Below are 24183 nucleotides of genomic sequence, written 5' to 3'. Positions count from 1 at the left end.
CGGGCTCATAGACTCACCCCGACATCACGCACCGGGCACGCCCCGGCTGCCACCTACTCCCGGGGAGTTCACACCTATGTCCCGTCGCATCGTCCGCACCGCCCTCGCCCTGGTCGGCGCCGCCGGCCTGGCCGCGTCGCTGGCCGCCTGTGGCAGCCAGGTCGCCACCGCCGAAGTCGGCGCCTGCTCCAACCTCGAGGACCTGTCCGGCGAGCTCACCGAGATCCCCACCGTCGACTGCGGCGAGGCGCACGACGCCCAGTTCGTGCACTCCTTCGACATCGATCAGGACGGCGACTTCCCCGGCGACGACGCGATCGCGACCGCCGCCCAGGAGGGCTGCCTCTCCGGCTTCGAGTCCTTCATCGGGCTCAGCTACGAGGAGTCCACCCTCGAGCTCGACTGGATCGCGCCGAACGAGAGCACCTGGGACCAGGCCAACGACCGTGAGGTGCTGTGCATCGCCTTCCTGACGGATGGCTCCACCGTCACCGAGAGCTGGGAGGGCGCGGCCGTCTGAGTCGCCCCGACGGCCCCATGACGAAGGGCCGCACCCCTTGAGTCCGAGGGTGCGGCCCTTCGCCGTCGGCGCCCGGCCCGTCAGGCACGTCGTCGGGTACGTTGGTGCGGCCGCCCCACCCGCACCGAGGAGCCGATGCCCCATGACCGCTGCTGCCGTCCGCCGCCGTCGCGCCGTCCTGGCGCTCGCCGCCGCCGCATTGGTCGCGCCGGTCCTCGCCGCGTGCTCTGGCGGCCCTGAGGACTCCCCGCAGACGTTCACGCAGGGCGGCGGCACAGAAGAACCCAGCGACAGCGCCTCGAGCAGCCCGGACGAACCGGGCGGCACCGCGGGCTCGACACCGCCGTCGACCCCCGCCCCGGACACCACGACCGCCACGGACTCCTCCGGGGTGCCGGTGGCCGACGTGGGTGACTGCCTGCGGGCCAGCGACCTGTACGCGGTGATCACCGAGGGCGACGGGATCTCCGGGCTGCCGACGATCGACTGTGCCACCGAGCACGAGGTCCAGATCGTCGCGGTCTACGAGATGGCCGACGGCGCGTATCCCGGTGACACGGAGGTCCAGACGATCGCGCTGGAGGAGTGCACCGGTCTGTTCGAGGACTTCGTCGGCATCGCGGCCGCCGACTCCTCGCTGTCCGTGGCTCCGATCACCCCGAGCGCGGACACCTGGGCGGCCGGCTCCCGCACCGCCTACTGTGTGGCGGTGTCCGCGGAGCCGACCACGACCTCGTTCGAGGGCGCCGGCATCTGATCAGCCGAAGCGGCCGGAGATGTAGTCCTCGGTGGCCTTCACGGACGGAGTGGAGAACATCGTGGTGGTGTCGTCCATCTCGATGAGGTGCCCGGGCTTGCCGGTGCCGGCGATGTTGAAGAAGCCGGTGCGGTCCGAGACCCGGGCCGCCTGCTGCATGTTGTGGGTCACGATCACGATCGTGTAGTTGTTCTTCAGCTCCGCGATCAGGTCCTCGATGGCGAGGGTGGAGATCGGGTCGAGCGCCGAGCAGGGCTCGTCCATCAGGAGCACCTGCGGCTCCACCGCGATCGCACGAGCGATGCACAGGCGCTGCTGCTGCCCACCGGACAGTGACGAGCCGGGCCGGTCCAGCCGGTCCTTGACCTCGTTCCAGAGGTTCGCACCGGTCAGCGACCGCTCCACCAGGTCCGTGGCGTCGGAGCGGCTGATCCGGCGGTTGTTCAGCCGCACGCCGGCCAGCACGTTGTCCGCGATGGACATCGTCGGGAACGGGTTCGGGCGCTGGAACACCATGCCGACCTGACGCCGGACCTCGACCGGGTCGACGCCCGGGCCGTACAGGTCCTGACCGTCCATGACGGCCTTGCCGGTCACGTAGGCCTTCGGGATGACCTCGTGCATCCGGTTCAGGGTGCGCAGGAACGTGGACTTGCCGCAGCCCGACGGGCCGATCAGGGCGGTCACGCTGCGCGCCTCGATCACCATGTTCACGCCCTCGACGGCGAGGAAGTCGCCGTAGTAGACGTTCAGGTCGTTGACATCGATGCGCTTAGACACAAGCGGTCCTTCCGGGGCGGGCGGTGCAGCGGTGGGCGGGGGGAGAGGTCGGGGCGGTGGTCGGGGGGATCATCGAGGTCACCGGGCCCCCTTCGGGGAGAAGTACCTGCTGACCAGGCGCGCGACGAGGTTCAGCAGCATCACGATGATGATCAGGGTGAGGGCGGCGGCCCAGGCACGGTCCGCGGAGGCCCCGCCCTGCGCGTACTGGCGGTAGACGAACACCGGCAGGGTGGCGATCCGGCCGTCGAAGGCGTCCCAGTTCACGGCCGTGGCGATGCCGACCGTGAGCAGCAGCGGGGCGGTCTCACCGATGACCCGCGCGATGGCGATCATGACACCGGTGGTGATGCCCGCGATGGCGGTGCGCAGCACCACCTTCACGATAGTCAGCCACTTCGGCACGCCGAGCGCGTAGGACGCCTCGCGCAACTCGTTCGGGACCAGGCGCAGCATCTCCTCGACGCTGCGCACCACGACCGGGGTCATCAGCACCGCGAGGGCGATCCCGCCGATCAGGGCCGACTTGTACGCCGGACCCACAATCACCAGGAACAGCGTGAACGCGAACAGGCCGGCCACGATCGACGGGATACCGGTCATCACGTCGACCAGCACGGTGATCCCGCGGGACAGCGGGCCACGGCCGTACTCGACCAGGTAGATGGCCGTGAAGATCCCGAGCGGGATCGCGATGATCGAGGCGATGCCGGTGACGTAGACGGTGCCGATGATCGCGTGGAACGCGCCACCCTCGACCATCTGCCCGTAGATGCCGGTCATGTCGGTGGTGAGGAACTCCCAGCTGAACCGCTTCACCCCGTCCCGGATCACGATCCAGAGCAGCGAGACCAGCGGGATCAGCGCGAGGAGGAACGCGAACGTGACCAGGGTGGTGGCGAGCCGGTCCTTGGCGTACCGCTCCCCCTCGACCACCCGGGACGTCACCGTCATGATGATGCCGAACAGGATCGCGCCGATGAAGAACACGCCGGCGATGGTGGGGCCATCCCCGAGGAACTGGATCCCGGCGGCGAGCAGGAGGGAGGCGACGAGGACCGGGATCGGCGCCCACCTGGGGAGCCGGCGCGTGGTCCGGACCGGGACCGGGGGCGTGGTGACGCTCATCAGTTGGCTCCCGAGAACTCGGCGCGGCGGGCGATGATCCAGCGGGCGACGAGGTTCACGCCGAAGGTCATGACGAACAGGATCAGCCCGGACGCGATCAGGGCGTCCACCCCGATGCCGCTGGCCTCCGGGAAGTGGCTGGCGATGTTGGCCGCGATCGACTGGTGCTGACCGGGCTGGAGCAGGAAGAAGTTGATCAGGTACCCGGGCGAGAGGACCATCAGCACCGCCATCGTCTCACCGAGGGCCCGGCCGAGGCCGAGCATGGTCGCCGAGATCACGCCGGAGCGCCCGAACGGCAGGACCGCCTGACGGATCATCTCCCACCGGGTCGCCCCGAGGGCCAGGGAGGCCTCCTCGTGCAGCCGCGGGGTCTGCAGGAACACCTCACGCACGGTCGCGGTGATGATCGGCAGGACCATGATCGCGAGCACGAGGCCGGCGGTGAGGATGTTGCGGGCCGGGGCCTGGTACCCGCTGAAGATCGTCGGGCCGACGTTCTCCTCGAGCCAGGCGGTGGCCGGGTTCGTGCTGAGCCACGTGAACAGCGGGCTCACCAGTGGCTGCAGCCACTGGATGCCCCAGAGGCCGAAGATCACCGAGGGGATCGCGGCGAGCAGGTCGATCAGGTAGCCGAGGCCCTGCGCGAGCCGGCGCGGTGCGTAGTGCGAGATGAACAGCCCGATGCCGATGCTGAGCGGCACGGCCACCACGAGCGCGATGACCGAGGAGATCGCGGTGCCGAACAGCAGCGGCCAGACCCAGGACCACAGGTCCCGGCCGAGCATGAAGCCGACGTCCTCGAACGCGGACGGCGCCGCGGTGACGGCCGGCCAGGCGCGGACCAGCAGGAAGATCGCGACCGCGGCGAGGATGACCAGGATGAAGATGCCACTGGCAGTGGAGATCCCCTGGAAGACCCGGTTGCCCAGGCGGCCTGGGGCCCGCCCGGCCCGCACCTTGGGGGGCGCTTCGGGTTCCGAGGGGGGTGAATCGGTGACTGCCACTGGTCCTCCGGGTCGATGTGGGGGGATGGGAGGGATCGACGTGCGTCAGGCGAGTCGGTGCTCAGCGTACTGAGACACCGACCCGCCTGAGGTGTTCGGCTGGATCAGCCGGCGACCGTGATCTGGTCGAGGGCCGCGATGACCCGCTCGCGCAGGTCGTCCGAGATCGGCGCGGAACCGGCGACGTCCGGCTGCGCGGCGCGGTCCTGGCCCTCGGGGCTGGCCACGTAGTTGAGGTAGCCGGCCACGTTCGCGGCGTCCGCCTCGTTGTCGTAGACCGAGCAGGCGATCGAGTACGAGACCAGCACGATCGGGTAGGTCCCGGCCTCGGTGGTGTCGCGGGCCAGGTCGATCGTCAGACGCAGGTCGGTCGCGTCGGCGGTGGCCGGGGACACGTCGATGATCTTCGCGGCGGCCTCCGGGGAGAACGGCACGAACTCCTCACCGACGCCGACGGCGACGGTGCCCAAGTCGCCGGCGCGGGAGGCGTCGGCGTAGCCGATGGTGCCCTCGGCGCCGGAGACGACGTCGATCATGCCGGAGGTCTGCGCACCGGACTGGGTGCCGGAGATCGGCCAGGTCTCGACGGGACCGTGGGTCCACACGTCGCCCGCGGCGGCCGTGAGGTACTCCGTGAAGTTCTCGGTGGTGCCGGACTCGTCGGAGCGGTTCACCGGGACGATCGGCAGGTCGGGCAGCTCGACGTCGGGGTTCGCGTCGGCGATGGCCGGGTCGTTCCAGTTCGTGATCTCTCCGGCGAACACGCCGGCGATCGTGGCCGCGTCCATGTTGATGTGCTCGGCGTCCACGCTCGGCAGGTTGTAGATGACGGCGATCGGGCTGATGTACAGCGGCAGCTCGATGACCTCGCCGCCGAAGCAGCGCTCCACACCCGAGGCGAGCTCCTCCTCGTCCATCGCGGCGTCCGAACCTGCGAACAGCACGGTGCCGTTGAGGAACTGCTCGCGCCCGGTGCCCGACCCGGTCGGGTCGTAGGTCACCGTGACGTCCGGGTTCGCCTCGGTGAAGCCGGCGATCCACCCGCCAACCGCGTTCTCCTGGGAGCTGGCGCCGGAGCCGGCGATGGAGCCGGAGAGGTCGGCGCTGGCGCCGCCGTTGTCGCCACCGGTGTCGCCGTCGGTGGACGTGTCGTCGCCGTCGCCCCCGCCGCAGGCGGCGAGGGTGAGCGCGAGCGCGCTGATCGCGGTGATGCCCGCCAGGCGGCGGCTAGATGCAAGCTTCACGTTCGAATCCCGTTTCTGTTGGCTAGGTCGGAACTGCGCGCCCGGTCGATTCCCCAGCGTGCCGCAGCCACGCCTGACGGTAGGGAGCGTGGGTGTATGCCCGTCCCGATTCAGGTGAACAGCAGGTGAACGAGCCACAACGATGGACGTGACGTTCGCCACGACGACGCCGTGCTCGACCCGCCCTTGGGCCCTGCTTGGAAACTGGTTGAACCGTGAAGCACCTCCTAGGCCTCGGGGCCACGCTGCCGCTCGAGGGCGACGAGCCGGGCCTTGCCCGTGGCCCGCCGGGCCATGTGGATCACCAGAAGTTCCGCGGTGCGCAGGTACGGGTCCCGGTCCGGCAGTGCCTTGGAGAGCCGGTACGGGCTCCGCGCCGAGATCGCGGTGAGGACGACCGGCAGGACCGGACGATGGGTGCACACCACGGTCGGGCGGCGTCGCGCGCCGAGGAGGTCACCAACGAACGACCGCACGGCCGGCTTGTTCTTCGTCGCCGCGGTCTCGGTCAGCTGCGGCGCCGTGATCAGGTCAAGGCCACTCGCGTCCAGGTAGGGCCCCATGGTGGCCACGCACCTCTCCCAGGGCGAGGAGAGGACCTCCTCCACGCCGTACGCGGCAAGGATCGGCACCATCGCGCCTGCCTGCTTCGCGCCGACCGGGGTGAGCGGACGCGTCGGCTCGCCGCCCTTCCACGACGAGCGGCTCCGAGCCCGCCCGTGCCGGGCCACGATCACCGTCCAGGTGTCCAGCAGTCCGTCGTCCCACAGGTCGAGCAGGGCCTCGAGCGGCTCGACGTCGTCGGAGCGGGTCAGGAGCTTGCGCGCCGCCCGGGCCTCCACCCAGCGGGACTCGTCGACCTCGTGCTTGGAGGCGTCCTTGATCCTGCCCCTCGGGGCGATCGCGGGACACTCCTGCGGTGCCGGCGTCGCAGCCCAGTAGGTGCAGACCTTCACGCGTCCGTCGGTGAGCCGGTACCTCACCGACGGCAGCGGAACGCCGAGCACCACCGAGATGCCGGTCTCCTCCTTGACCTCCCGCACGGCGCACATCGGCAGGGACTCGCCATCGCCGTCGAGCTTGCCCTTGGGCCACGACCAGTCGTCATAACGGGGCCGGTGGATCAGCAGCACCTCGAGCCGTCGCCCGGCCGTCCGCCAGACCAGGGCACCGGCTGCCTGCACCACCGGCAGCTTCGGCCCAGTCGAGCCCCCCACGCGTCAGCGATCCACGCTCGCGCGGCGTCGGTGCGCCGACATGAGGGACTCCTGCAGGTCGAGCTTCCGGTTCCCGTCGGCATCGAGGTGGTGCCGGGTCCACACGTGCCGGCCCTCGCCGTCCGGGGCCAGGTGCCAGGTCGCGGTGCTGTCCGCCGCGGAGGTGTCGATGAGGCCCACGAGCTCGGCGACGTGGTCGGGGTCGATCACCCGGATCAGCACCTCGACGCGCCGGTCCAGGTTGCGGTGCATGAGGTCGGCGCTGCCGATGTAGACCTCGGGGTCGCCGTCGCGGGCGAACGCGTAGATCCGGGAGTGCTCCAGGAACCGGCCCAGGATCGACCGCACCCGGATGTTCTCGCTGAGGCCCGGGATCCCGGGCTTGATGGCACAGATGCCGCGGACGATGACGTCCACCTGCACGCCGGCCTGGGACGCCCGGTAGAGGGCGTCGATGGTCTCCTCGTCGACGACTGAGTTCATCTTGAACTTCACCCAGGCCTCACGCCCGGCCCGCTTGTTCTCGATCTCCCGCTCGATCCGTTCCACGAGCCCGGCCCTGATCGACCGGGGCGCCACCAGGAGCCGGTGGAAGCGGGACTTCGGGGCGTACCCGGAGAGCTGGTTGAACAGCCGGGTGAGGTCCTGGCCCACCTCGGAGTTGCAGGTCAGGAGGCCGTGGTCCTCGTACAGCCGGGCCGTCTTCGGGTTGTAGTTCCCGGTGCCGACGTGGCAGTACCGGCGCAGCCCGTCCGCCTCCTGGCGGACCACCAGGGACAGCTTGCAGTGCGTCTTCAGGCCAACGATGCCGTAGACCACGTGCACCCCGGCCTGCTCCAGCTTGCGGGCCCAGGTGATGTTCGCCTGTTCGTCGAAGCGGGCCTTGATCTCCACGATCGCGAGCACCTGCTTGCCGGCCTCGGCGGCGTCGATCAGGGCGTCGATAATCGGGGAGTCACCCGAGGTGCGGTACAGGGTCTGCTTGATGGCGAGCACGTTGGGGTCCGCGGCCGCCTGGGCGAGGAACTGCTGGACGCTCGTGGAGAACGAGTCGTAGGGATGGTGCAGGAGGATGTCGTGGTTGCGGATCGCCGCGAAGAAGTCGGTCGGGTTGGCGCTCTCCACCTCGGCCAGACCGCGCGCGGTGGCCGCCACGAACCGGGGGTACTTCAGCTCGGGCCGGTCGAGGTCGGTGAGCACGCCGAGGCCGGTCAGGTCCAGCGGCGACGGAAGTTCGTAGACGTCGGCCTCGCCGATGTCGAGCTCGCGGATCAGCATCTCGCGGAGCCGGTCCGTGAACCCGGAGGCGAGCTCGAGCCGCACCGGGGGGCCGAACCGGCGCCGCAGGAGCTCCTTCTCGAGAGCCTTCAGGAGGTTCTCGGCGTCGTCCTCCTCCACCTCGAGGTCCTCGTTGCGGGTGACCCGGAAGATGTGGTGCTCCACCACCTCCATGCCCGGGAACAGGTAGTACAGGAACGAGGCGATGACGTCCTCGATCGGCACGAAGGACGCGATCTCGGAACTGTCGGCGGCGTCCTCCGGACGCACGGGCCGGCCAGTCGTGTCCACGGCGATGAACCGGGGCAGGAGCGGCGGCACCTTCACCCGGGCGAAGTGCTCCTTGCCGGTGCTCGGGTTGCGCACGATCACGGCCAGGTTCAGGGAGAGCCCGGAGATGTACGGGAACGGGTGCGCCGGGTCCACGGCGAGCGGCGTGAGCACCGGGAAGATCATCTTCCGGAAGTACTTGTGCAGCCGTTCCTTCTCCGTCTCGTGGAGCTGGTCGAAGTGGACCAGGGTGATGCCCTCGTCCGCGAGCGCCGGCTGCACCAGGTCGGTGAAGACCGCGGCGTGCCGGGTGGTGAGTTCGTGGGCCTTGACGGAGATGGCGTCCAGCACCTGCCGCGGCAGCAGCCCGGACGCGCCCGGCACGGCCATGCCGGTGGCGATACGACGCTTCAGGCCGGCCACCCGGACCATGAAGAACTCGTCGAGGTTGGAGGCGAAGATGGACAGGAACTGGACCCGTTCGAGCAGGTACATCCCCTCGTCCTCGGCGAGCTCGAGAACCCGCTCGTTGAACGCCAGCCAACTCAGCTCCCGATCGGCGAACCGGTCCTCGGGCAGTTCGTGGGGCTCGGCCTCGTTGAACGCGTCCACGTCGAGGGTGATCGAGTTGACGCCTTCCAGACTGTCCACCTGCTCGCTCATGAGCCCATCGTGACACCTACCGGCGGTCGGTGTGAACCGGAACCCGCGTACTGGACATGCGCCCGGGCGCGGCGGAATCCGGCCCGCTCGTACACGGCGATCGCGGGGGCGTTCTCGCCCTCCACGTACAGCTCGAGAGCGCTCAGGTCCCGGGCTGCGAACGCCGCCATGGCATGGGCGGTGAGCAGCCCGCCGATCCCACGGCCCTGCGCCGCCGGGTCCACGCCGAGCACGTAGATCTCGCCGACGGCCTCGGAGATCTTCACCCACATCGAGCCGAGAACTCGGCCGGTGTTCACGTCCTCGGCGAGCCAGAACACGGACGGGTCGAACCACGGCTGGGCCATCCGCGCGTCCAGGTCCGCTCGCGTCGTCCGGCCCTGCTCGGGGTGGTCGGCGAACGCACGGGCATTCACGCTCAGCCAGGCCTCCTCGTCGCGGCCGGGTTCGAAGGTGCGCACACGCACGCCGTCGACCGGCCCGGCCGGTCCTGTCGGGTCGGTCCGTTCCTGCGCCGGCGCGGGGGCGGTCATGACCCACAGGTCACGCACGACCCGCAGCCCCCGGAGGGCCGCGAGCGCCCGCGCGGGGGGCAGGTCGCCGTGCGCCCAGACGTGTGCGTCCGGAGCGTCGGCCAGGACCGCGTCCAGCAGGGCGCCTCCGATCCCCCGGCGGCGGGCCGCCGGGTCCACGGCGAGCTCGGCCGAGGAGTCGGCGATCTGGGCGTAGCCGACCACCGCGAGCGGCGACCCGTCGGCCGGAGCCGACCCCCCGCCGTCGGGCCCCGCGACCGGCGCGGCGGTCGGCGCGGCCGACCCACCGCCGTCGTGCCCCGGCCCGGCGTCCCGGACGACCAGGTGCGCCACCGGCCGCTCCCCGACCAGGTTCAGCAGCGTCTGCTCGTCGAACGCGGCCTCGCCGTCCGCGGCCGCGACCCGGTCGGCCAGGTCGCGCACGGCAGCGACGTCGGCACCGGTCAGCGACGGCATCCGCTCGATGTCCATCAGCCCATCAGTCCAGCCGCCCGGCCCGCCACAGGGCGGCGGCGCTCTCCAGCTCGGCGGCGGTGTCCAGGAGCGATCCGGCGTTGCGGGTGAGCCGGGTGGCCCGGTCGCGGTCGCTGAGCTCGACCCAGTCCGCGTCCATGGCCGACCCGGTCGCGAGCACCCGCAGGAACGCGGCCGCGCGGTCGAGGGTGATGTCCAGATCCCCGCGGAACACCCCGGAGAGCACCGCGTCGGCGAGCTCGCGGATCTGGTCCGGACCGGGCGGCGTGGCCACCCCCGCGACCACGCCGGCCACCTCGGCCCGGTGCAGGCCGAGGTGGTAGCGCTCGGCGATGGTGTGCGGGTCCCGCCGGGTCCACTCGCGCAGCAGGTAGAGGCGCCAGAGCGCGCCCGGCAGGGTGTCGGCCGGGCTCTGCGACCACATCGAGGCGACCGTGTCCAGGCCCTCGGTGTCCACCAGGGTGATCAGTCGCTGCACCAGGTCGGGGTCCTCGGCTCCGCGGCGGCCACCGAGCACGAGTGCCCCCGCCGTCGTGTGGGCGAGTTCGGACCGGACCGCCGGATCGACATCCCCGACGATCTGCTCTGCCTCCTGCGGGCTCAACATCGCGGGGCGGCGGAAACGGTGCGTGCTCAAACAGTGCTCCTCTGTGGACGACGATCGGGGGCCGGCCTCGACAACGCCGGGTCCCGCGCGCGCATTCCGGGCCGGCCCGTGCGAGGTTCACCCGAAATTGCGGCCCTCACCACGATACGTGGGCACCGTCTCCCGCACACGTTCGCCCCGCACCAGGTGCACGGCGTCGAACCGCTCCATCAGCTCCCCGGCCTTCGCGTGCCGGAACCAGACCCGGGTGCCGACGGCCGGGACCCGGTGCCCGCGCCGGTACCGCAGCGGGGTCTGCACCTCACCGGCACCCTCGGCGCCCAGCAGCGCGGAGCCGTCGACGGGCCGGGGCAGCCGGTCCGCTCCGGGCGGGCCGGAGGCCACGTACCCGCCGCCGAACGCGGTCGCGATCCGGGGCGCCGGGCGCCGGGCCACGTCCAGACCGAAGAACGCGGCCGGGCGGGCGGTGAAGCCAGAGTAGCCGTCGAAGAGGGTCGGGCAGAACAGGCCGGAACCGGCGGTCACCTCGGTCACGGTCGGGTCGGCACTGACCTGGTGGACCGAACCGCTGCCGCCGGCGTTGACGAACAGTTCCCGGCCCAGGTGCTCCTCCAGCGCGGTCACCACGGCGGGCCGCCGGCCGGCGAGCTCGCGCAGCGAGGCCCGCTTGACCAGCCGGACCCCCACACCGCGCAGGCCGGTCTCCCCGAGGCCGGCCACCTGCGCGTCGTAGAACATCACCCCGCACACCCGGACCCGCCCGGTGCGCTCCACCGCCCGCGCGAACTCGACCGCCTGGGCCGGGGTCCGCAGCGGTGAGCGGCGCACGCCCAGGTGCACCCCCAACGGCGGGATCCGCAGCGAGGCGTCCACGTCGATGCACACCCGCACGGCCGGCCCACCCGGGGAGCCGGCCCGGATCAGGGCCCGCTCGATCAGCGCGACCTGGGCGACGTCGTCGACCATCAGCGTGATCGCCTCCCGGGCCGCCGGGTTCGACGCGAGCGCCACCAGGGCCGCGGTGTCCACGCTCGGGTAGCCGACCAGGACGTCGGTGAGGCCGTCCTCGGCGAGCCAGAGCGCCTCGGCGAGCGAGTACGCCATCACGCCGTCGAAGCCGTGCACGTCCAGGGCCCGGTGCACGAGGTGGCGCACCCGCACGGACTTCGTCGCCAGCCGCACCGGGGTGCCGCCGGCGCGGGCGATCAGGTCCCGGGCATTGATGTCGAAGGTGTCCAGGTCCACCACCGCGAGCGGTGCTCTCAGGGTTCGGGTCGCGTCACGCCAGGGCGCGGGCCGGCCGACGGCCCCGGATCGACTCATGCCCCCATTGTCACGTCTGCACGCAAGTGCGCGCGATGATGTCCCGGTGACCGCACCCACAACCTGGCGCAACTGGGCCGGGACCGCCCTGGCCGAGCCGGCCCGGTTCGCGCGCCCAGCGACCGAGGACGAGGCCGCTGCCCTGGTCCGAGCCGCGGCCGCTGCCGGCGGCCGGGTCCGCGCGGTCGGTGCCGGCCACTCGTTCACTCCGGCCGTGGTCACCGATGGCACCATGGTCAGCGTGGACCACCTCGCCGCGGTGGAGTGGGTGGGACCCGCACAGCCGGACGGGTCCACCGAGGTCCGCGTCGGAGCCGGAATCCGCCTGTCCGCGCTCTGCGAGGACCTGGCCCGGCGGGGGCTGGCACTGGAGAACATGGGCGACATCGACGCCCAGACCCTGGCCGGGGCGATCTCGACCGGCACCCACGGCACCGGGGCCGCGTTCACCGGGTTCGCCGCCCAGGTCCGCGCCGTGCGGCTGATCACCGCCGACGGCCAGGTGGTCACCGCCAGTGCGACCGAGCGTCCGGCGCTGTTCGAGGCGGCCCGGCTCGGGCTCGGCACCGTCGGGCTGCTCACCGCGATCACGATGCGGTGCGTGCCGGCGTTCGGGCTGCGCGCGGTGGAGACGCCGATGCCGCTCGGGGAGATCCTGGAGGCACTGCCGGAGCCGGACGGCCCGGTGGTCACGAACGAGCACTTCGAGTTCTACTGGTTCCCGTACACCGATGTCGCGTTGACGAAGGCGAACAACCGCGTCACGCCGGGCGACGGCGGGGCGCCGCTGCCCACGTGGCGACGGATCCTCGAGGACGAGGTGCTCTCCAACGGCGCGTTCCGCGCCACGAACGCACTCACCGCGAGGTTGCCGGCACTCACGCCCACGGTGAACCGGGTGGCCTCCCGGCTGCTGACTGCCCGCACCTACACGGCGCCGTCGGCGGCGGTGTTCACGTCGCCGCGCCGGGTGGTGTTCAAGGAGATGGAGTACGCCCTGCCCGCCGACGCCGTGGGGCCGGCACTGCGGGAGGTGGACGCCTGGGTGCGCCGGACCGGCGAGAACGTGCCGTTCCCCGTGGAGGTCCGGTTCGCCGCGGCGGACGACGTGTGGCTCTCCACGGCCTACCGGCGGGCGAGCGGGTACATCGCAGTCCACCAGTTCGTGGCGCTGGCCCACGAGCGGTACTTCCGCGCCGTCGAGGACATCATGGTGGCCCATGGCGGGCGGCCGCACTGGGGCAAGATCCACCGCCGCAGGGCGGTGGATCTCGCCCCGCTCTACCCGAGGTTCGCCGATTTCCTCGACGTGCGGGACGCCGTCGACCCGGGCGGGCTGTTCGCCAACGACTACACCGACACGGTGCTCGGGCCGGCCGGGAGATAGCATCGCCGGGTCCGCCTCGTCGACCGTGGGAGGTGCCGCATGCGCCGGTCCGTGAGCGCCGACCTCGACTTCAGCACCGGCGAGGGCGCGACCCAGGTGGCCCTGATGATCGCCGTGGCCCGGCCACCCGGCCTCGAGGTCACCGACGAGCTGACCATCACCTCCGACGGCACCCCGGTCGAGCCCGTCGAGATCGGCGCCCCGCACCACGGGCTGATGCACCTGGTCGAGTTCGACGCCGGCAGAGCCCGAGGTGGCCAGGTGCGGATCCGGTACCGCGCCACGATCGACGGCGACCCGAACACCGCCCTCGAGCTCGCACCGGCGCCGAGCACGTCCGACCTGCTGACCTACCTGCGCCCGAGCCGCTACGCGGAGTCGGACGAACTGCTGCCGACGGCGCGGCGGGAGTTCCGCGGGCTGGACGGCCTCGGGCTGCTCGACGCCGTCGCCACCTGGGTGCGCGAGCGCCTGTTCTACGTGCCCGGGTCGAGCCGGGTGACCGACGGCGCCGTCTCCACCATGCTGCTCGGCCAGGGCGTCTGCCGCGACTACGCGCACCTGGTGGTGGCGCTGCTGCGCGCGATGGACACCCCGGCGAGGCTGGCCGCCGTGTACGCGCCGGGGCTGAGCCCGATGGACTTCCACGCGGTCGCCGAGGCGTGGGTGGCCGGGCACTGGCATGTCGTGGACGCCACCGGACTGGCTCCGCGGGAGTCCCTGGTGCGCATCGCCACCGGGCGCGACGCTGCCGACACCGCGTTCCTGTCCAGCTACGGCGGTGGCCTGCGGATGGGGCCGCAGCGGGTCATGGCCACGGTCGACGGCGAGCTGCCGCGGGATCGGCCCGGCACCGCCGTCCGGCTGCCCTGACACCGGGGCAGGACTGCCCAGGGAATCAGGCTCGGACGGGCGGCGTCGGTCCTAGAGTTGGGGCCACACCACCCGGCATCGGCCGGCGGGACCGGCACGAGGATCGACATGTCCTACAACAACCAGTACGGCCAGCCGCCGCAGGACCCCTACGGGCCGAGCGACCCGCAGCACTGGAACAGCGGTGGTCCCGCGGTCCCGGGCGGCGAGGCGTACGGGCAGAACGTCGTGCCACATGCCTATGGGCAGAACGGGTCCGGGCCGGGCGCTCCCTACGGCCAGGTCGCGGGGACGTCCGGGCAGCAGAGTGCGTACGGCCAGCCTCGGGCGTACGGGCCGCCGCCGGGTGCGTACGGCGCATACGGTCCGCTCGCACCACCGCAGAAGGACACCACCGCCGCGTACCTGCTCTGGTTCTTCCTCGGCTGGCTCGGCGTCCACAACTTCTACCTGGGGCGCGTCGGCCCCGGCGTCGGCCAGGTCCTGCTGTACGTCCTCGGGGTGGCCACCGCCTGGATCGTCATCGGCTGGTTCGCGCTCTTCGCCTGGTTCGTGTGGTGGATCATCGACGCCTTCATGATGCCCGGCATCATCCGGGAGCAGAACTTCCGGGCGTCGGGCTACCGGCAGCCCTGGTAGACGAGCGCGGCAACCAGGCCACCCGCACCGCCGAGTAGACTCGCCCGGCGAGCACGGGCCGACGTGCCGCTCGCGGGCCTCTAGCTCAATCGGTAGAGCTGCGGACTTTTAATCCGTAGGTTGTGGGTTCGAGCCCCACGGGGCCCACCGACCACCGCACCCGTTCGCCCCCAGGGCGCTGCCGTCACGATCTCGCGCCGCTACGGTCAGCGCATGAACACTCTCGATCCCACGCCGGCGGACCGGCTGAGCCGGTCGACGCGGCTGCGGCACCTCGCCAACTGGGTCAACCTCTCCACCGCCCTCGGCCTCGGGGTCGCCACGGCCGGCGGCGCGGGGGTCCGCCGCGGGCCGCAGCTGCTGTACCTGGCCGAGCACTACCGGTGGCGCTTTCCCACCGGCGGCGCGTTCACCGTCGGCGACGTGGTGATCACCCGCCACCACCTGGACAGACTCACGTCCAGGAACCCCACCCTGCTCGAGCACGAGGAACGGCACAGCCGTCAGTGGATGGCCTGCCTCGGGCTGCCGTTCATCCCGCTGTACCTGCTGTCGATGGGCTGGTCGTGGCTGCGGACCGGCGACCGCGCCTCGCGGTGCTTCTTCGAGCGGGACGCGGGCCTGGCCACGGGCGGCTACGTCGACGTGCCGCCCCGGCCGCTGGGTCCGGTCCTGGTCAAGCTCGCGCGGCGGGTCGTGCGGTGGGGTTCGGCGCCAGCGAGTCAGACCTGATGACCAGCGCCGATCCGGTGCTTGCACGGCTCGCGCATGCGGTTGCGGTGTCGGGTCACGCCAGGCGTCAGCGCTCGCCTGCCTGTTCCGCGCTCGGGAGTCCGGCGTCAGTCGCTGAGCGTCGGGAACTGCCAGTCACCGTCGACAACCTCGGCGCGGGGACGGTAGAGACGAACCAGATAGTTCCAGCCCTCCGTGATCGGGATCGCGTTGGGAACTTCCGCGGGGTAGTCACCGAACCGGACCGTGATCGTGCCGTCCTCGTTCGGGACACCGGTGATGTTGTTCACCGTGTAGGCGCCCCGGTCGTTCGGTTCGAAGAAGCCCTGCGCGTTGTAGACGGAGATCGACCAGAATCCGTCGACGGGGACCTCGCCGATCGTGAGTTCGTAGGTGCCGATGGGCAGTCGCGGATCGACGCCGATGTAGGCGGCTTCGCTGGTGGGTAACCCACCCCAGCCCGCCGCGGTGCCGATCAGGTGCCGAACCGGCTCGACCTCGTCCGCGGCACCGAACATGTGATCGAACCCAGCGAGGTTGCGAGCGAGGGAGAGCAGGGCGTCACGGGTCTCGTCGAAGGAGGTCGTGTCGTAGTCCGGGTACGCCAGCGGCGTCGCCGCGTTGCTGGTCAAGGCGATCTCGTCCTGGATCGAGGCAACGGCAGCGACGTCCGCCGAGTCCGAGGGATCCACAAGGATGCGCACGGCGATCACGACGTACGGGGTGCCGAACCGGCCCGCAGGGAGGTCGTGAACACCGGCGTCGTGGAGGATCGAGGTGACGAAGTGGTCCTCGTTGACCACCATCGCCGACAGGTACCTGTCACCGTGCTCGGGAATCTCGAGGGTCGCGCCCTGAGTAACGTCCACCACGGCGAAGCTGTACAGCGTGTCCCGGTTCAGGCGGATCACCGTCTGATTCTCGATTGCGGCCGGTTCCCGGTTGTGGAGGAAGCGGTTGATCCCCCCAGCATTCCGCTGCAGGTCGTGGAACATCCGATCGGTCTCCGCACGGGTGAAGTTGTCGGCGTTCACGCGGATGGGCATGGCGCGAATACTCGCACAGCCCACCCGCCCTGCACAGGCACGTCGGCGCATTCCTCGCCATGAGCTCGGTCCAGAACCGATCAACCACCGCAATGGAGTGCGCGTCCCGGGTCTCGTCGACGGAACCACTACGGTCTAGCCCATGAGCACGCTTGAGCCCAGCTCAGACCCAGGCGGGACCGGTGCTCGCCGGCGCCGTCCCGGTGGCCCCGGCGGCGCGAGGCGGCATACCGACCCCGCCCTCGACCGACTCGCACACGCCGTCCTCTGGCCCGGCTTCGCGGGCACCACGGCCCCGGAGTGGTTGTTGGGCGCCCGCGAGGCCGGCGCCCCGGGCGCGGTGCTGTTCGCCACCAACATCGACGACGGCGACCCGCACCAGACGGCGCGTCTGGTCGCCGAACTCGGTGGTCCGGACGCCGTGGTCGGCATCGACGAGGAGGGTGGCTCGGTCACCCGGCTGCACGCCCGCGCCGGCTCCCCGGTGCCGGGCCACGCCGTGCTCGGCCGCCACGACGACCCCGCGGCGACCGCCGCCGTCGCCGCCCGGATCGGCACCGAGCTGGCCGAGCGGGGCATCGGCGTTGACCTCGCCCCGGTCGCCGACGTGAACAGCAACCCGGCCAACCCGGTGATCGGCGTGCGGTCGTTCGGCGCCGAGGCGGACCTCGTCGCCCGGCACACCGCCGCCTACGTGCGCGGGCTCCAGGGCGCCGGCACGGCCGCATGCGCGAAACACTTCCCCGGGCACGGGGACACCGCGACGGACTCCCATCTCGGCGGGGCACGGATGTCGGCGTCCGTGGCCGACCTCGAGGAGATCCACCTGGCGCCGTTCCGGGCCGCGATCGACGCCGGCGTACGGGCGGTGCTGACCGCGCACCTGGTGGTCGATCATCTGGGTCCCGAGCCGGCCACGGTCAACCCCCGAGCGACGGCGCTGCTGCGCGGCCTGGGCTTCGGCGGGGTGATCGTCTCCGACGCCCTGGACATGCGGGCGATCTCCGCGACCCTCGGGATCGGCGGTGGCGCGGTGGCCGCGCTGCGTGCCGGGGTGGACCTGCTCTGCCTCGGCAACGCCGGAGTCTACCCGGCCACCGCCGCCGACCCCCGTCCCGACGAGCGCACGTACGCGCAGACCCACCGCGCCATCACCGGGGCCCTGCACGCCGGGACCCTCGACCCCGAGTCGCTCGAAGCGGCGGCCGAGCGGATCGCGGCCCTGCGCGCCTGGGTCGCGGAGCAGCGCACGGCCCGGACCGGTGCGGCCGGCCCGGCGCCGATCACCGACCGGTCCGCCATCGACGTGGCCCGCGGTGCCTGCGACGTCCAGGGAGACGTGGGCCTGCCCGCGGGTGCGACCGTGGTGGTCGTCGACGGCCGGGCAGGTCGTAACGAGGCCGCGGGCGCCGTGCCAGACCCGGTGGGGATCGCACTCGCGGAGCGGCGCCCGGTCACCACGCTGCGCGCCGGGGACACGGCCCCGGGGGACCTCGTCGCGGCGGCCGTCGGTGGTGAACTCGTCCTCGTCCTGGATCAGCCACATGTGCACCCGGCGGAACGGGACCTGGTGGTCGCGGTCCTGGCCGCGCGCCCGGACGCCGTCGTCGTGCGCCTGGGCTGGCCGGGCCGGCTCGCGATGAGCCCGGCACGGATGGTGACCACGTTCGGGTCCGGTGCCGCGAGCGGATGGGCCGTGGCCGACCTGCTCGTCGGGCCCGGGTAGCCCGGCTCACCCTGTCTTGATCTCCACTCAGGTAAGGCTATCCTTAGGTAGCATGAGTGAGCGTGCCGAGCCGCAGGGGCCACCGCGGACACCCGTGACCGTGCTGGCGAGCGTCGATCCCATCGACCGTGAGATCGCGCTCGGCGTCGCTCTGGTGGATCGCCCGGACGTGGTCGCCGTGGTCCACGACCTCGTGAACCACCGCCTCCGCCGCCGGATCCTGCACGCCGGCGCCGCCCTCGAGGACACGTTCGTGGATCTCGACCATGTCTGCCCTGCCTGCGCCGTCCGGGAGGACGCCGTGCCGGTGCTGGCCCGGCTCGCGGAGACCGGGTCCTACGGCGGCATGATCCTCGCGCTGCCCGCCGCCGCCGAGCTGCTGCCGGCCGTCCGGGGACTGGCGCAGCACCTCGCGCCCGGCGGTGCCCTGAGCCGGATCCGGCTCGGCGCCACCGTGAGCCTGGTGAACCCGGACACGCTGGCCACGGACCTGCTCGGCGAGGAGGACCTCGCCGACCGTGACCTGATGCTCACCCACGGCGACCACCGCGCCGTCGGCGAGGTGCTGCTCGGCCAGCTGCCGATCGCGGACGCGGTCCTGCTCACCACCCCGGCACGCACCACACCGCCGCCCCGCGTCGGGATCAGCCCGGCCACACACGCCACCCACGGCGCCCACCTCGGCTCCGACCTGCTCGATGCCCTACGCGCACCCGAGAGCACCCGCTGGGAGGACGCGCACGAGCCGTGGCTCAGCGGTGTCCTCGGCCACCCGCACTCCACCCTGGCCACCGAACGGCGGGTGCACCCGCTGAGCATGGAACCCGGGCCGGGCGCGGACCTCCGCCGGGCCGGCGGCGGACCCGACAGCGACGGGGCCACCGGCGGACCCGACGGCGACCGCTCGGGCGAGCCGGCGCCGTCGGGCGTGTGGACCCTGGACCTGCGCTCGCCCGTGGCCGTGCATCCGAGCCGCCTGCTCACCCACATCGACGCCCTGATCAACGGGCCGCGGGTGGTCCGCGGGCGGTTCTGGGTGCCGAACCGGCCGGACTCGGTGTGTGGGGTGCTCGGCGCCGGGCGGCAACTGAGCGTCGGGGTGGCCTCGCGCTGGAACGCCCACCCGCCGCACACCCGGTTCCTGGTGGTCGGCGCCGGCCCGCACGCGGACGCCGTCGCGCAGGCGTTCTCCGAGTCGCTGCTCACGCCGGCGGAGCAGGCCGAGGGCCTCGCCGCCTGGCTCGACCGGGAGGACGACCTGGAGCCGTTCCTCGGTGCCCGCTCCTCGTCCGGGACCGCCTGACGCCCCGGCCCGTCCCCGCGGCGCCGCCGGCAGCTGCTGAAATCCGGTGGCCGGGGCGCTCCGGTCGCGCCTACTGTGCGGTGCATGGCACTGCGACTGCGGTCCGTGACGTTCGATGCCCGCGAGCCCGCCAGGGTGGCTGCCTTCTGGGCGGCCGCTCTCGGGCGGGACGTCCTCGACGAGAGCGGCGGGCCGCTGCTGCCCGGCACCGAGACCCAGGTCGGCCTGCGCTTCTCGCCCACCACGGCCGAGAAGGTCGCGCCGAACCGGATCCACCTGCACCTGACCAGCGACGACCCCGCCGACCAGCAGGGCACCGTCGACCGTCTGCTCGGGCTCGGGGCCCGTCACCTCGACGTGGGCCAGCGGCCGGAGGAGGGACACATCGTGCTGGCCGATCCCGAGGGCAACGAGCTGTGCGTGATCGAGCCCGGCAACGCGTTCCTGGCCGGCTGCGGCTTCCTTGGCGAGATCGCCTGCGAGGGCACCCGGGAGGTCGGGCTGTTCTGGTCCGAGGTCCTGCGGTGGCCGCTCGTCTGGGACCGGGACTCCGAGACCGCGGTCCAGGCGCCGACCGGCGGCACGAAGGTCGCCTGGGGTGGTCCGCCGCTGACGCCCCAGCCGTGGAACCACCGCCAACGCTTCGACCTGGTCGTGGCCGACGGCGCCCTCGCCGTCGAGGTCGAGCGGCTGATCGCCCTGGGTGCGCACCGGGTCGACGATGCCGACGGCACCGGTGGTGCCGTTGGTGCCGTCGAACTGACCGACACCGACGGCAACCGGTTCAGCATCGCCCCCGGCTGACGGGGTCCGGTCAGGTCCCGGTCGGGCGGGGCGCACGGCCGGCAGCCGTCCGGCGGCCCGGCCCGATCCGAGCCGCGGCCAGATTTGCCCGACGGTTCAGATGCCCTGCCAGGCCGGCTTCGACTCGAAGGTCTGGCGGAAGTAGCCCGCGAGCTGCAGCCGGGACGCCGCCGCCTCGTCCACGAGCACGGTCACGTGCGGATGGTGTTGCAGGATGGTGGCCGGCCACATCGCGCTGACGCTCCCCTCGACCATGTGGTGCACCGCCTCCGCCTTGCTCAGGCCGGTGGCCACGAGCACCAGGTGCCGTGCATCCATGATGGTGGCCAGGCCCTGGGTCAGACAGTGCGTGGGCACTTGGTCGACGTCGTCGTCGAAGAACCGGGCGTTGTCCTGGCGGGTCTGCATGGTGAGGGTCTTGATCCGGGTCCGGGAGGCGAGCGAGGAGCCGGGCTCGTTGAACGCGATGTGCCCGTCGGTGCCGATCCCGAGGATCTGCAGGTCCACGCCACCGGCGTCGACGATCGCCTGCTCGTAGGCGGCGCACGCCGCGGGGATGTCGTCGGCCAGCCCGTCGGGGCCGGACACGTTCGCGGGGTCGATGTCCACCCGGCCCGCGAACTCGGCCTCGATCACGTTCCGGTACCGCTGCGGGTGCTCGGTGGCCAGGCCCACGTACTCGTCCAGCATGAACGCCCGCGCCCGTGCGAAGGAGACCTCGCCGGCTGCGTGCCGGGCGGCCAGTTCGTCGTAGATCGCCAGCGGTGAGGAGCCGGTGGCGACGCCGAGGACGGCATCGGCCCGGCGGCGCAGCAGTGCGCCGATCGCGTCGGCGACGATGGTGGCGATGGCCCGGGAGTCCGGCGCGATGATCAGCTCCATGGGCCTACTCTCCCAGACCCGCGGGCCCCGTCCCACCGGCGCCGCAGCCGTGCCGGACGCGGCGAGGGCCCGGCGGCCGTTCGGCCACCGGACCCTCGGTCGGCACGTCCGCAGGAGCCTGCGCCGTGCCGGGCGTTCACTTCCGGACGGAGCTGCCGCCCGTGCCCTTCTTCGCGGTCAGCCCCAGGTAGACACCGAGCAGGATGACGGCGGCAACGATGGAGATGACCCAGCGGATCCAGTCGATGCCGTCGGTGTCCTGGACGCCGAGCCAACCCGAGATCAGGTAACCGATCAGGGCACCGGCGATCCCGATGATGACCGTCCAGAGCATGCCGATCTTCTGCGGTCCCGGCCGCACGAGGCGTGCGATGACGCCGATGACGGCACCGAAGACGATGACACCGATGATCTCACCCATTGCTGAACCTCGATCCAGTCTCGAACAGACATTCGCAGCGGTGGCTGCGCTCGAAAGCGTGGCACAGACGGTCCCCTCGCGCCTGTTGAAGCACGTCGCGGGCCGGTCCGGTTCGGGCAGGTTCGGGCAGGTTCGGGCAGGGTCGGGCAGGGTCAGGTCGGCTCGACAGTGGGCCTTCTGCCGCTGCCGGAGATCCACACCGCAGCGCTCACCGCGAGCACCCCGACCACCTCACCGACCGTGGGCAGCTGAGCCAGCGCGATCACCCCGATCACGGTCGCCGAGACCGGCAGCAGCGCGTTCATGAGCGCGAACGTGGCCGTGCCGAGGCGCTTCAGGGTGATCTGGTCGAGGGTGTACGGCACCACACTGGAGAGCACCCCGACGGCGATCGCGATCACGAGGATCTCCGGGCGCAGGACCGCGCCGGCGAACGGCGCCGAGAACGGCGCGAACGCGACCGCACCGATCGCCAGACCCACCGCGAGGGAGGAGAGCCCGTCCCGGGCCCGCACGATGCGGCCCCCGATGACCATGTAGGCCGCCCAGAGCACCCCGGCGGCAAGTGCCGCCGCGAGACCGATGACGAGTTCCGCCGTCGAGCCGGTCACCGACCAGTCCAGGCCGATCAGGCTGATCGACAGCACCCCGAACAAGGCCAGGCCGATCGCGATCCGCGAGCGTGCGGTGCGTCCGCCCCAGGCAGCGACGGCCACGGGGCCGGTGAACTCCACAGCCACGGCGGCGCCGAGCGGGAGGTGGTCGATCGCGACGTAGAACAGCATGTTCATGCCGAGCAGCACCACGCCGAACACGCCGGTCTGGATGAGCGTGCGGCGGGTCCAGTCGGCGCGCCACGGGCGCACCACGAGCAGGAGGACGACGCCGGCGACGACCGCGCGCAGCCAGGCGACCGCGTGCGGAGGCATCGTCGGGTAGAGGCCGACCGCGAGGGCAGCGCCGACGTACTGCGAGAAGCCGCCGATCAGGAACAGCAGCGGTGCCGGGGTGCGATCCACCACTCGTCTCATCGCTGCCCGCTCATCCGGTCCATGATGCCAGCGCGCCCCGGGGGGCCCGCCCGGCGGTCCGCCTCCCGGACGCATTGCCGGGACGGGTGGGCGCCGGTGGCCCGATCGGTCGAGGACTCAGCCGAGGTCGACGGTCACCTCGAGGGCCCGGTGGTCGGAGATCGGCGGCCGCGTGGCGGCGGCCGTGACGATGCGGGCGCCCCGGACCAGGGTGTGGTCGATCTGGCGGCGGGGACGGTCGGCAGGGAACGTGTCGGCCCGGGCGGCAAGGTAGTCCGGCGCGACCCGCGCGACCGTGCCATGGTTGAGGTTGAGGTCGCCGCACACGAGGTGGGCGCCAGGGAGCGAGTCGACCGAGCGGAGCACCCGGGTCAGCTGCAGCGCGGCCATCGGCCCCGCCTGGGACAGATGGGTGTTACAGAGCCCGACCGGCCCGGCCGGGGTCGCCAGCACCGCAGCCATCGCACCCCGGGGTTCGTCGTGCCAGGCGATCGGGCGCCCGCTCTTCCAGCCCGGCAGCGCCACCGGCACCCGCGGCAGGCGCCGGGCGAACCAGGCCGTGATCGGGTACCGGGACAGGATCGCCAGGCCATACCCGGGCCCGGTCCGCGCGCCGAGGCTGCCGGAGGCGCGTTTGCCGAGCCGGACGTCCCCACCGAGCACCGCCGCATACCGCACGTGCTCCAGTCCCAGGGCGGTGGCGATCACGCGGGCCTGGTCGAGATGCCCGGACCGGGGCTGGTCGCGGTCCACCTCCTGCAACGCCACGACGTCCGCGCTCACGCCGTCGAACGCGGCCGCGAGCGTGGTCTCGCCGGTGGGGCGACCCGCGACGGACAGTCCTCTCTGGATGTTGAAGGACAGGATCCGCAACGGGGTCATCCCTGGGCGGGCTCGAACGTCAGCGACACCGAGTTCATGCAGAACCGGTCCCCGGTGGGTGTCTGCGGGGCGTCGTCGAAGACGTGCCCCAGGTGGGAGCCGCAGTTGGCGCAGCGCACCTCGGTGCGCACCATGCCGAGGGTGCGGTCCTCGATGAGTTCGACGGCGTCGGACTCGTTCGGCTGGTAGAAGCTGGGCCAGCCGCAGTGCGCCTCGAACTTGGTCTCGCTGCGGAAGAGTTCCGCGCCGCACGCGCGACAGTGGTAGACGCCGATGCGCTCCTCGTTCAGGAGCTCACCGGTGCCGGGGCGCTCGGTCCCGGCCTGGCGCAGCACCTGGTACTCCTGCGGGCTGAGCTCGTCGCGCCATTCGTCCTCGGACTTCGTCACCTTGTACATGTCGCCATTGTCACCCCGAATCGCCCGCGAACCACAGTGCTTCACCTCACCCGCACCTGGGCACCCCTCCCCCGCCAGCCCGCGCCGGCGGGTCACCGCGTTGACCTAGGACCTGCGGTGTCGAGATCGGACCCCCACATCGGCGATCTCAACGCGACAGGTACTAGGTCAGCCCGAGCGCCTGCGGCGCGGGGGCCGGCGAGCGGGAGCTGCGGGGCCGGCCGGGGCTGGCGCACGGGCGGGGGCGGGCGGCGCGGG

Annotated in this window: 24 protein-coding genes and 1 tRNA gene; 10 read left to right on the top strand and 15 right to left on the bottom strand. The window is 72.0% G+C overall.

What is annotated here, in order from left to right; genetic code table 11:
- Positions 1 to 76: 76 nt before the first annotated feature.
- Positions 77 to 520 carry a septum formation family protein gene (locus EXU48_RS23425; protein ID WP_165962964.1) on the top strand — a complete coding sequence of 148 codons (444 nt, stop codon included), beginning with the start codon at positions 77 to 79 and terminating at the stop codon, positions 518 to 520.
- 142 nt (positions 521 to 662) lie between these two features.
- Positions 663 to 1277, top strand: a complete 615-nt coding sequence (locus EXU48_RS23420; protein ID WP_165962963.1) for a septum formation family protein — start codon at positions 663 to 665, stop codon at positions 1275 to 1277.
- Here the strand turns inward: EXU48_RS23420 and pstB are convergent, their stop codons facing one another.
- The 9 genes from pstB to EXU48_RS23375 all read right to left on the bottom strand — a co-directional run bounded on the left by pstB (position 1278) and on the right by EXU48_RS23375 (position 11801).
- On the bottom strand, positions 1278 to 2057 hold the full coding sequence (gene pstB, locus EXU48_RS23415) for a phosphate ABC transporter ATP-binding protein PstB (protein WP_133110123.1): 780 nt from the start codon (positions 2055 to 2057) through the stop codon (positions 1278 to 1280). It lies immediately after the preceding gene.
- A gap of 78 nt (positions 2058 to 2135) precedes the next feature.
- Positions 2136 to 3185, bottom strand: a complete 1050-nt coding sequence (pstA, locus tag EXU48_RS23410) for a phosphate ABC transporter permease PstA (protein ID WP_133110122.1) — start codon at positions 3183 to 3185, stop codon at positions 2136 to 2138.
- A complete protein-coding gene (pstC, locus tag EXU48_RS23405; RefSeq protein ID WP_133110121.1) occupies positions 3185 to 4192 on the bottom strand; it encodes a phosphate ABC transporter permease subunit PstC in 1008 nt (335 codons plus the stop codon). Before pstC ends, pstA begins: the two co-directional genes overlap by 1 nt.
- 104 nt (positions 4193 to 4296) lie before the next feature.
- On the bottom strand, positions 4297 to 5436 hold the full coding sequence (pstS, locus tag EXU48_RS23400) for a phosphate ABC transporter substrate-binding protein PstS (RefSeq protein ID WP_133110120.1): 1140 nt from the start codon (positions 5434 to 5436) through the stop codon (positions 4297 to 4299).
- A gap of 227 nt (positions 5437 to 5663) precedes the next feature.
- Positions 5664 to 6620 carry an NUDIX hydrolase gene (locus EXU48_RS23395; RefSeq protein ID WP_133110119.1) on the bottom strand — a complete coding sequence of 319 codons (957 nt, stop codon included), beginning with the start codon at positions 6618 to 6620 and terminating at the stop codon, positions 5664 to 5666.
- Positions 6621 to 6656: 36 nt separating this feature from the next.
- Entirely contained in the window at positions 6657 to 8864 is a 2208-nt protein-coding gene (locus EXU48_RS23390) for an RNA degradosome polyphosphate kinase (protein WP_133110118.1), read from the bottom strand.
- Positions 8861 to 9868, bottom strand: coding sequence for a mycothiol synthase (mshD, locus tag EXU48_RS23385; RefSeq protein ID WP_133110117.1), 1008 nt, complete (start codon positions 9866 to 9868; stop codon positions 8861 to 8863). Before mshD ends, EXU48_RS23390 begins: the two co-directional genes overlap by 4 nt.
- A 7-nt stretch (positions 9869 to 9875) precedes the next feature.
- A complete protein-coding gene (locus EXU48_RS23380; RefSeq protein ID WP_328591672.1) occupies positions 9876 to 10508 on the bottom strand; it encodes a hypothetical protein in 633 nt (210 codons plus the stop codon).
- An 87-nt stretch (positions 10509 to 10595) separates the two neighbouring features.
- The gene (locus EXU48_RS23375; protein WP_133110116.1) at positions 10596 to 11801 is read right to left on the bottom strand and encodes an alanine racemase; all 1206 of its coding nucleotides are present in this window, start codon (positions 11799 to 11801) and stop codon (positions 10596 to 10598) included.
- Between EXU48_RS23375 and EXU48_RS23370 the strand changes: the two genes are divergently transcribed.
- The 5 genes from EXU48_RS23370 (at position 11800) to EXU48_RS23350 (ending at position 15432) form a co-directional block, all read left to right on the top strand.
- Positions 11800 to 13188 carry a D-arabinono-1,4-lactone oxidase gene (locus EXU48_RS23370; RefSeq protein WP_133110115.1) on the top strand — a complete coding sequence of 463 codons (1389 nt, stop codon included), beginning with the start codon at positions 11800 to 11802 and terminating at the stop codon, positions 13186 to 13188. The two genes, EXU48_RS23375 and EXU48_RS23370, sit on opposite strands and share 2 nt — an antisense overlap.
- 39 nt (positions 13189 to 13227) lie before the next feature.
- Positions 13228 to 14061: a transglutaminase-like domain-containing protein gene (locus EXU48_RS23365; protein ID WP_133110114.1), complete on the top strand. Its 834-nt coding sequence runs from the start codon at positions 13228 to 13230 to the stop codon at positions 14059 to 14061.
- 108 nt (positions 14062 to 14169) lie between these two features.
- Positions 14170 to 14700 carry a TM2 domain-containing protein gene (locus EXU48_RS23360; RefSeq protein ID WP_133110113.1) on the top strand — a complete coding sequence of 177 codons (531 nt, stop codon included), beginning with the start codon at positions 14170 to 14172 and terminating at the stop codon, positions 14698 to 14700.
- A 74-nt stretch (positions 14701 to 14774) separates the two neighbouring features.
- Positions 14775 to 14847 (top strand) — tRNA-Lys (locus EXU48_RS23355).
- 66 nt (positions 14848 to 14913) lie between these two features.
- Entirely contained in the window at positions 14914 to 15432 is a 519-nt protein-coding gene (locus EXU48_RS23350; RefSeq protein WP_133110112.1) for a hypothetical protein, read from the top strand.
- Positions 15433 to 15539: 107 nt separating this feature from the next.
- On the opposite strand, the gene EXU48_RS23345 is transcribed toward EXU48_RS23350, so the two are convergent.
- Positions 15540 to 16478, bottom strand: a complete 939-nt coding sequence (locus tag EXU48_RS23345) for a DUF1254 domain-containing protein (RefSeq protein WP_133110111.1) — start codon at positions 16476 to 16478, stop codon at positions 15540 to 15542.
- A gap of 142 nt (positions 16479 to 16620) precedes the next feature.
- On the opposite strand from EXU48_RS23345, the gene EXU48_RS23340 reads away from it, so the two are divergent.
- The 3 genes from EXU48_RS23340 (at position 16621) to EXU48_RS23330 (ending at position 20311) form a co-directional block, all read left to right on the top strand.
- Entirely contained in the window at positions 16621 to 18204 is a 1584-nt protein-coding gene (locus EXU48_RS23340; RefSeq protein WP_133110110.1) for a glycoside hydrolase family 3 protein, read from the top strand.
- A 52-nt stretch (positions 18205 to 18256) separates the two neighbouring features.
- Entirely contained in the window at positions 18257 to 19507 is a 1251-nt protein-coding gene (locus tag EXU48_RS23335; protein ID WP_133110109.1) for a GTP-binding protein, read from the top strand.
- Between the two features lie 84 nt (positions 19508 to 19591).
- Positions 19592 to 20311: a VOC family protein gene (locus EXU48_RS23330; protein ID WP_133110108.1), complete on the top strand. Its 720-nt coding sequence runs from the start codon at positions 19592 to 19594 to the stop codon at positions 20309 to 20311.
- Between the two features lie 96 nt (positions 20312 to 20407).
- On the opposite strand, the gene nagB is transcribed toward EXU48_RS23330, so the two are convergent.
- The 5 genes from nagB to msrB all read right to left on the bottom strand — a co-directional run bounded on the left by nagB (position 20408) and on the right by msrB (position 23925).
- Positions 20408 to 21193 carry a glucosamine-6-phosphate deaminase gene (gene nagB, locus EXU48_RS23325; protein WP_133110107.1) on the bottom strand — a complete coding sequence of 262 codons (786 nt, stop codon included), beginning with the start codon at positions 21191 to 21193 and terminating at the stop codon, positions 20408 to 20410.
- 136 nt (positions 21194 to 21329) lie between these two features.
- Positions 21330 to 21614: a GlsB/YeaQ/YmgE family stress response membrane protein gene (locus EXU48_RS23320; protein ID WP_133110106.1), complete on the bottom strand. Its 285-nt coding sequence runs from the start codon at positions 21612 to 21614 to the stop codon at positions 21330 to 21332.
- A gap of 152 nt (positions 21615 to 21766) precedes the next feature.
- On the bottom strand, positions 21767 to 22633 hold the full coding sequence (locus EXU48_RS23315; RefSeq protein ID WP_235857231.1) for an EamA family transporter: 867 nt from the start codon (positions 22631 to 22633) through the stop codon (positions 21767 to 21769).
- Positions 22634 to 22762: 129 nt separating this feature from the next.
- On the bottom strand, positions 22763 to 23527 hold the full coding sequence (locus EXU48_RS23310) for an endonuclease/exonuclease/phosphatase family protein (protein WP_133110104.1): 765 nt from the start codon (positions 23525 to 23527) through the stop codon (positions 22763 to 22765).
- Entirely contained in the window at positions 23524 to 23925 is a 402-nt protein-coding gene (msrB, locus tag EXU48_RS23305; protein ID WP_133110103.1) for a peptide-methionine (R)-S-oxide reductase MsrB, read from the bottom strand. The genes EXU48_RS23310 and msrB overlap by 4 nt, the downstream gene beginning before the upstream one ends.
- Between the last annotated feature and the right edge of the window lie 258 nt (positions 23926 to 24183).

This window comes from Occultella glacieicola, from assembly GCF_004353825.1.
GTDB classification, from domain to species: domain Bacteria; phylum Actinomycetota; class Actinomycetes; order Actinomycetales; family Beutenbergiaceae; genus Occultella; species Occultella glacieicola.
Note: the sequence above shows the minus strand (reverse complement) of the source record. Positions and strands in the feature narration are given on the sequence as shown.